3 protein-coding genes and 2 pseudogenes are annotated in these 5,074 nt (G+C 49.5%); 4 read left to right on the forward strand and 1 reads right to left on the reverse strand.

What is annotated here, in order from left to right; all coding sequences use genetic code 11:
* Positions 1-1,420 (reverse strand): annotated as a pseudogene (locus J4G02_02545) (hypothetical protein).
* A 481-nt stretch (positions 1,421-1,901) separates the two neighbouring features.
* Between J4G02_02545 and J4G02_02550 the strand changes: the two are divergent.
* The 4 genes and pseudogenes from J4G02_02550 (at position 1,902) to J4G02_02565 (ending at position 4,782) form a co-directional block, all read left to right on the forward strand.
* Entirely contained in the window at positions 1,902-2,675 is a 774-nt protein-coding gene (locus J4G02_02550; protein ID MCE2393474.1) for a ribonuclease activity regulator RraA, read from the forward strand.
* Positions 2,676-2,874: 199 nt separating this feature from the next.
* Positions 2,875-3,270, forward strand: a pseudogene (locus J4G02_02555) (leucine-rich repeat domain-containing protein).
* 390 nt (positions 3,271-3,660) lie between these two features.
* Positions 3,661-4,398, forward strand: a complete 738-nt coding sequence (locus J4G02_02560) for a hypothetical protein (GenBank protein ID MCE2393475.1) — start codon at positions 3,661-3,663, stop codon at positions 4,396-4,398.
* Between the two features lie 60 nt (positions 4,399-4,458).
* Positions 4,459-4,782: a hypothetical protein gene (locus J4G02_02565; protein MCE2393476.1), complete on the forward strand. Its 324-nt coding sequence runs from the start codon at positions 4,459-4,461 to the stop codon at positions 4,780-4,782.
* Positions 4,783-5,074 lie beyond the last annotated feature (292 nt).

The raw sequence follows: 5,074 nt of genomic DNA on the forward strand, positions 1-5,074 counted from the left end.
GAATAGAGATCTGCATCCTTTAACAAGAATCGCAGACGGATGGGCTGCCCTGAAAGCTGACTCACATCTGTGCCGTTCTGCCACGTTACTATCCGTTCGAGGTCATCACCGAAGACCTCCGGACAATCGTCCAGTCCAAAGCCGGGGATGGCGTTGCCGGACGCCTCTTGAATTTCGACCTGAATACTACCCACCCCAGAGGTTGAGAAGTTAATGACGAGCCGATCTCCCTTGAAAATCAGCGGTTTTGTCACAAATTCCCCACCGCTCAACGGCCCCTGCATTGAGACAAACCCATCAATTCGGATCGTATAACGCCGCCAGCGACAATGATGCGAATCTTCACTCGCATAGATGGAAATCTCATCGGGCGCACCATCAATGTGCGATTCTGTCTCGACCAATCCCCAATTTTGATAGTTGTCGCCGTAGAACCAGTTACCTCTCAATCGCAGTCCGGGACGGATAAACGATTCGGGCCAAACGTTGAAATGACCCCCATCACGGCTGCTCATGAACATTCCATCTGTGACGGCTGTCCCCTCACGCTGAGACACGTAACCTCGGAGACGACGATACTCAAGTTCCGGCAGAGCTTTCGTCGATTCCGTCCATCCCCGATCGGTGTATCGGGTTGGAAAGCCGAGGAAGATATGTGGGGCGCGGTAGTATGGAATAATCTGATTCGTGTATAGTTCGCTGACTCGGTCGGGTGAATACTCCAGCCACTCAGGATCAGACCAGTTGAGGAAATCTTTTGATGTCCCTGTGCGGATGTCGCGTCCCTCACGGAAATCGCGATGGTATTCGCGGTATTCACCGCGCACCGTATCCCAAAAGGCGAGGTTCTGTGAGTCAAATGCACCTTTGGTGATCACAGGTTCATCGTTCATGAGTGACCAGTGGATGCCGTCGGCGGACTTGAACGCATACAAGGTACGCTCAGCTGAACCGAGTGCCTTGTACTTTTCGTCCGGCTTGCAATCGGGATTCTCGTCCTTAAAGGGTGCGAAGTTGTGTGATCCAATCCCTTCCCAGATGATGTTGTTCTGCTTCCCGCCATCAAACTCAATTAAGCCAAGATCCGGTTTGGTCCAATGTATTCCATCGTGGCTTTCAGCGTAGCAGACCACCTGTGGGTGGTGGTCATTGTCAAAGCCCTCCGGTAATACATCCGGTAAAGATCGCCATCCTGAAACACGGTTTTATAGCCGCATGTGCTACCCTCCCACGGATTATCATGCACACAAGCAACGTCCTGCGGTTGTGGTTGGTGTAACCGTTGCGTTGCGCCAGCTATTTCATCAATCAGATAATCGTCAACGAACAGTTCCAACCGATTGCTGATGTCAATGGGTGAAATCGCTTGTGTCATTGCATCTCTTGATAGTGTAAGCATTGCGGAAGTGAGAGATACCATAAAATACCCTCCTTGTTGATTTTGGATGATGCCGTAAGCCATTCAATTCGTGTCTCAATGTATCTAGGACTTACACATTTCAGTTTTAAGCGTAGGGACAGATGCAGATCTCGTAGATAAAGGTAGCATGAGCGGCATTAAAAAGGTAACATTTTACACACGAAAATGGGTAAATTGTCCCTATTTCAGCATGAAGCGTTTTGTCATAGACCTTCAATCGTATTACAAACAATTACATTTCATTTTCATCTTATCGTTGAGATTCTTATTGTTGATTAGCGACTATTGTAACAGGAACGGGGCAAAAAAGAGATCGAAAAGCAGAATCTTCGTCACTATCCATTCAAAGCACAATCGTTTTTTCGCAATGATTTTTGCTGTTGACCCAATAGTGGCAAAGGGGTAAAATGGCTATCGTATATTGCCAAAATAGGCGAGGAAAATCCATCAATCCGTGATCAGATTCATAGGAGTGTGAAACATGTCTACTATCAAACGACCCACATCTGAAATTATCAAGGCGTTGTATGAGTTAGGCACTGATGCCGTGACCTCTACCATGGAAGCGTTGGGTGTACGCCGAACCTTTATGGAGGGGCCCATCGCTCGTGTGCCCGGGAGTAAAATTGTCGGCCCCGCACTGACGCTCCGCTTCACACCACAGCGCGAAGATCAGATGCGAGGCTATCAGATACCGGGGGCATCCGCCGAAGAATCGGAACCTGAAGGCGAGGAAGCCGGTGAGAAAACCTCCGCTCTGTGGGAGGTGATGTTTGAAGTGCAAGCTGGCGATGTGATCGTGGTTGACGGTAGGGGTGATCTCGCCACTGGATGCTTCGGGGAGATGTTGATGACCTATTTCCAAGCGCAGGGCGGGGCTGGTGTCGTCATCGATGCCGGCATCCGGGATTCCATGCCGATCTTCCAAGAGTTGAAGGTGCCGGTCTGGTCAACTGCCGTGACTACCGGCGGGGCGGGGCATCTGAACCTCTTTCCCGCTGACTTCAACCTTCCTATCGGCTGTGGCAAGGTCTTGGTTAATCCCGGCGACATCATCATGGCGGACGATGGCGGGGCTATCGTCGTGCCGCCTCGGTTGATACCTCGTATCCTCGACATCGCCGGTGAGCGTGAGGAGCATGAGGTCTTTGTCCGTATGAAACTACGGGAGGGCGGGGATCTGCGGAAATATTATCCGTTCAACGAAGAGGGTAGGAAAGAGTATGAGGAGTGGTTAGCTGCCCAGAAGCGGTGAGTTGGTAGGGAGCAAAATTGAGGGAAGGTGTTTTCCGCTTTTCGTTTTTAATGAAAGNNGCTTGTGCACTTTCATCGTACTCTGTAACTGCGGCGGTGTTGCAACCGCCCAAGTTGTAGAGATCCCCGACCCGAACCTTAACAAAGCCATCCGAGAAACACTTACCCTCCCCGATCAAATCCCAATCACTCAACCGGAGATGCTACGATTAACGCGTTTTACTGCAAAAGAAGCACAAATCGAAAACATCAACGGCTTACAGTATGCCCAAAATCTCAAATCGCTGGAGCTCTCTGTCAATAAAATTCAAGACACCAGGCGATTAGCTGAGTTGATACACCTCGATTTTCTGATACTTCGAGATAATCCAATCCGAGATCTGACCCCCCTTGCCAATTTAACGCAACTTACATATCTCAACCTCGCCGGTGTCCACATCACAGACCTCACCCCCCTTGCAACACTCACGCAGTTGGAGGAGCTTCACCTGAGCCATTGTGGGATAACAGACATCACCCCGCTTGCCAATTTAACGCAACTCATCTGGCTAAATCTAGCTGCGAATCAGATTGTCAATATAAGCCCGCTAGCCAATTTAACAGCGTTGGAAAAACTGTGGATTGAGAGCAATCAAATTGTCGATATAAGCCCACTAGCCAATTTAAACCGGCTGAAAGAACTCCAGATATATAGCAATCCGATTGTAGATTTCTCTCCACTTTTGGGGTTGTCTTTGACCTATCTCTCGCGTGATGAGGAGTGTGTGCTACCAGGCGTTCCGGTCAAACCGAGGCTCGAAAATCGGAGTTTGCCCTCTGTTTTCCAACCGTGGGACGATCCAACCTATAACAGAGCCACATTATCGCATCTAGATCGTATTGCACTTCACGATTTACATTGGGCGGGTCCACGGCATGGCGTCGATTTCAAACAAACAGCTGCCGGTTATCAACTCGTAGGCGATTTGGAAAAGGTAAGAAGAACTATGGACGAGCTCCGTGCCAAAAATCCTAACGTAATCCTCCTTGCTGAAGTTCGGCAGCGGGATGCACATCTTCATACCCAGTATCCCGAAGATTGGCCGTATTGGGTGAGAGGTGAAAATGGGAATCTGGTTGAAAGTAGCGGCTACGCTGGTATCTACCTAATTGATACGACAGATCCAAAAGTTCAAGACATCATTGTTCAACAAGCGGTTGCCATCGCAAAATGTGGGCTATATGATGGCATCTTCTTCGACTGGTTGCTTGAGGACGGCGGTTCACTTAGAGATTTTTCTGTTCATCCTGCACCATTCCTCCGTCCACCCGAAGCAGAGCGAGAGGCTCGACTCGCAATTCTCCAGCGTATCCGCCAAGCGGTGCCGGACGATTTTCTAATCCTCTGTAATCAGACCCGAACGAAACTCAAACTCTCAGCCCCCTATGTCAACGGTGCCTTTATGGAAACCTTTCAAGACTATGAAGGCGGATACACATATAGCGGACTTGCCGAGATTGAAAGCACCCTGCTCTGGTCAGAAAATAATCTACGAGAACCACAAATCAACTGCTTAGAGGGGTGGGGGATTCCGACCGAACCGCCAGACAGCCCAATCAATCAGCGGTGGATGCGCGTCTTTACGACCATGAGCCTCACCCTCTCTGATGGATTCATTCTCTATAATGACGGGAGAAAAATTTACGGCGAATATGATCATCAGCACTGGTGGTATGATTTTTAGGACGCTGACCTTGGACAACCTGTTGGACAAACGGCACAACGCTATCAAGAGATTGATGGCTTGTATATCCGCGAGTTTGATAACGGTTGGGCGGTTTACAACCGGAGTGGGCAAGCACAAGCCATCACACTGCCGTCATCTGCGACCTCCGTATCTGATAGGGGAAGCACCGCTGCGTCCATCACCCACTTGCTCCCCGACCTCGATGGTGAAATCTATATCGCCACCCGAAGTTTCGCTGATGTCAATGATGATGGACGGGTCAACGTCTTGGATTTGGTGCAGGTCGCTAACGGCTTTGGTCAATCCGCTCCAGACCCCAACGGCGATGGAGCAGTTAATATCCTTGATTTGGTCTTTGTTGCACAGCAGTTTAGCCAATAGCATCGTTGGGTTACGGCATACGGAGTATGCCTATACTTTAACGCAGATGGTTACAGCACACGGCGCCCCGATAAATCCCCGATAAATCGGGACAGGCGGGATTCAAAGCAATATACCTACTACTTTCATTGAGTTGGGTTTCGCGCTTATCGCTCAACCCAACCTACGGATAATGAACTCAATAAAGGAGATGTCATGCTCTCAACACACAATATGGGCGGAGTATCCATTCAGCCTGATGAGCTGCAAGCGATGCAGACGAACGACTATATCCTCCACGCCCACGACAAAA

The organism is Candidatus Poribacteria bacterium, assembly GCA_021295755.1.
GTDB lineage: Bacteria > Poribacteria > WGA-4E > WGA-4E > PCPOR2b > PCPOR2b.